The organism is Streptomyces sp. NH27, from assembly GCF_056859195.1.
The window spans coordinates 1-2,777 of sequence record NZ_JACEGK010000739.1 but is presented as its reverse complement, the minus strand read 5'-3'; the positions used below and the strand labels follow the sequence as shown (position 1 = coordinate 2,777).

Sequence of the window (2,777 nt, the reverse complement as noted above, 5' to 3'; positions counted from 1 at the left end):
GCGGCAGTAGCCCTCGGCCGGCCCCCGGCCCGGCTCGACGCGACCCCCGACTTCGCACCGCCCCGCACCCGCTACGGGAACGCCCGCGCCGCCCGGATACGGCTACCCGCAGGGCGGGGCGGTGCCCACGGTCGGCCCCGGCTACATGGCGGTGCTGCGCTACCGCGGCCAGGACGGCAGCGAGCAGCAGCTGATCCGGCGGTCGGCGCCGGGCACCCCGCACCCGGAGTGGCAGATCCTGCACGAGTTGCGCTCGCTGGGCATCCGCCCGGAGCAGGTGCTCGAACTCCACACCGAGCTGGAGTCCTGCGATCTGCCGGGCGGCTACTGCACCCGGATGATCCGGGAGACCTGGCCGCAGGTGCGGATCAGCCACACCGCGCCGTACGGCCGTGACCACGCGAGCCGCCGCCAGGGCGTCCAGCACCTGCTCACCCACCAGGGCGAGTTGCACCAGGTGGCCGGCGCACCGGCCCGCCCGCAGCCGCAGCGGGTGCCGATGCCCGACCCGCACAGCGTGTTGCGGGTGCCGCCGGTGGGGTTGGACGTGATCGGCCAGGAGGTGGCGGGCGCGTTCGGGCCGCAGGGCGTGTTCCGTTTCGAGCAGCGCGCGGTCTCCCGGCAGGGCGTGCCGGACATCGTGGCCCAAACGCTGGTGTGGTCCGGGCTGCCGGTCGATTTCTCGCCGTTCTTCTGGGCGCAGGCCCAGCCCGGACAGCCGGTGCCCACGCTGGCCGAACTGGCCGCGCAGCGCGGGGTGCAGCCGGCCGCGGACGCGGGGTCGTACCTCGTGATGGGCAACGACTTCGGCCGCCAGCTGTGCGTGCAGTACGGCACCGCGCACATCGTCGCGGTGCCGCTGGAGGCGGGGCCGGGCGGACAGCCGGCGCAGCCGCAGTTCGTCAACTCCAGCCTGCCGGAATTCGCCCGCTGCCTGGCGCTGCTGGGCCGGATGTGGCGGCTGCGGATCGGGTTGACGCCGGAGCAGGCCGGGCACTGGACGGTGGACTTCCAGGCCCAACTGGCCGCGCAGGACCCGGCGGCGATCGCCTCGCCCGACAACTGGTGGTCGGTGCTGGTCGAGCAGATGTGGGACGGGCTGCTGTAGGCGGACCGAGCGGATTTAGACCGACTGGCAAGTGGAAGGTGGGTGAAGGCGCGGGTCGAGGGCCGAGTCCGGGCGGTGTCGACGAGGGAGCCATGGCGGAGCCCTGGTGACTGAGGAGAAGCCGTCCGGGCGGGAGCCATCGGCCCGCGACGCCGCCCACCATTTGCCGGCCGGTCTTAACGGCCGTTTCGTGCGGGCCGGGTGGAAGCTGCGTCTTCCGCTCGGCCCGTCCGTGTTTCCGGGGTAGAAGACAGTCGGAGTGTCGAGGCCCTTACAATTCGGACATAAGCGATAAATGGGAACACGGGAACGGCCCGACGTCGCGAGGGGCAGTGGCCATGAGCAGTGATACGTCCGCATCGACGCAGACGCAGCCGCAGGCACGGGAGAGGTTCGGGGCGGCGCGCGGCCGCGGTTACCGGCCGGACCAGGTGGACCGCTTCCTGGACGAGCTGTCCGAGGACCGGGACGCGGCGTGGGAGCGGGCCGCCCGGCTGACCGTGCTCGCCAACGAGATGGAGGCCGAGTGCACCTCCCTGCGACAACAGGTCGAGGCGCTCGGGCCGACCGACTTCGCCCTGCTCGGCACCGGCGCGCAGGAACTGCTCCAGATGGTCGAGGACGAGGCCGCAGCGGTACGCGAACGCGCCGAGGTCGAGGCGCAGTACGCGCGGGACGCCGCCGACACCGCCCGCCGCACCCTCCAGGACGAGGCCCGCGCGGCCACGTCCGCACGGCTCGCCGCCGCCGAGGACCAGGCCCAGCACGTACTGGACGAGGCGTGCGGGCGGGCCGCGGAGATCCTCGGCGCCGCCCGCGCCGAGGCCGACGCCGTACGGGGAGAGGCCGGCGCCGCGCTCGACGCGATGCAGCAGCAGGTCGACCGGGACCGGGCCGCCGTCGACGCGGACCAGCGCGAGCGGATCGAGAGCCTGGATCACGACCTCGCCGAGCAGCAGGCCGTGGTCGACGGCCGACTGTCCGGACTCCTCGCCGACGCCGAACGCCGCCTGGCGCAGGCGCATCAGGAGCGGGCCGACGCGGAGGAGGCGCTGCGCACCCAGCAGGCCGAGGCCGACGCGCGGGCCGACGCGTTGATCGCGGAGGCGCGGACCCATGAGGACAGGGTGCGGCGGGATGCGGAGCGGGTGCTGCGAGAGCACGAGCTCCACCGTGACGAGGTGCGGGCGCACCTCGCGCACATCAAGACCACCCTCGCCGAGTTGACCGGGCGCCCCTGATCCCCGCGGGTCAGGGTGCCGTCGGAACCATCGCGGAGACGCGGAAGCCGCCGTCCGGGGTGGGGCCTGCGGCGAAGCCGCCACCGTGGGCGGTGACGCGCTCCCGCATCCCGGTGAGCCCGTGCCCCCCGCTCGGCAGCGCCGCGGCGACCACCGCCTCGGCCGGGCCGTTGACGATGAGGACGGCCACCTCGGCCTCGCGATAGGCCAACCGCACCTGCGCCTTCGCCCCCACCGCGTGCTTGCGCACGTTCGTGAGCGCTTCCTGCACCACGCGGTAGACGGTCGCCTCGATCCGCCGCCCGCACGGCCGCTGCTCACCCTCGACGGCCAGCTCGACCCCCATCCCCGCCGCCCGCGACTCCTGCACGAGCTGCGCCAGCTCCGCCAGGCTCGGCCCGGCGTCGACCTCGTGCTCGGGCACCGGG

The 2,777-nt window shown here is 74.2% G+C and carries 2 protein-coding genes and 1 pseudogene; 2 read left to right on the top strand and 1 reads right to left on the bottom strand.

What is annotated here, in order from left to right; all coding sequences use genetic code 11:
- Positions 1–10 precede the first annotated feature (10 nt).
- Both AC13HU_RS35205 and AC13HU_RS35200 read left to right on the top strand, forming a co-directional pair.
- Positions 11–1,108: pseudogene (locus tag AC13HU_RS35205) on the top strand (SUKH-4 family immunity protein); the annotation flags it as partial.
- A gap of 338 nt (positions 1,109–1,446) precedes the next feature.
- Entirely contained in the window at positions 1,447–2,349 is a 903-nt protein-coding gene (locus tag AC13HU_RS35200) for a DivIVA domain-containing protein (protein ID WP_483046065.1), read from the top strand.
- Positions 2,350–2,359: 10 nt separating this feature from the next.
- Here the strand turns inward: AC13HU_RS35200 and AC13HU_RS35195 are convergent.
- The coding region (locus AC13HU_RS35195) for a sensor histidine kinase (protein ID WP_483046064.1) at positions 2,360–2,777 on the bottom strand (418 nt) is incomplete at its 5' end.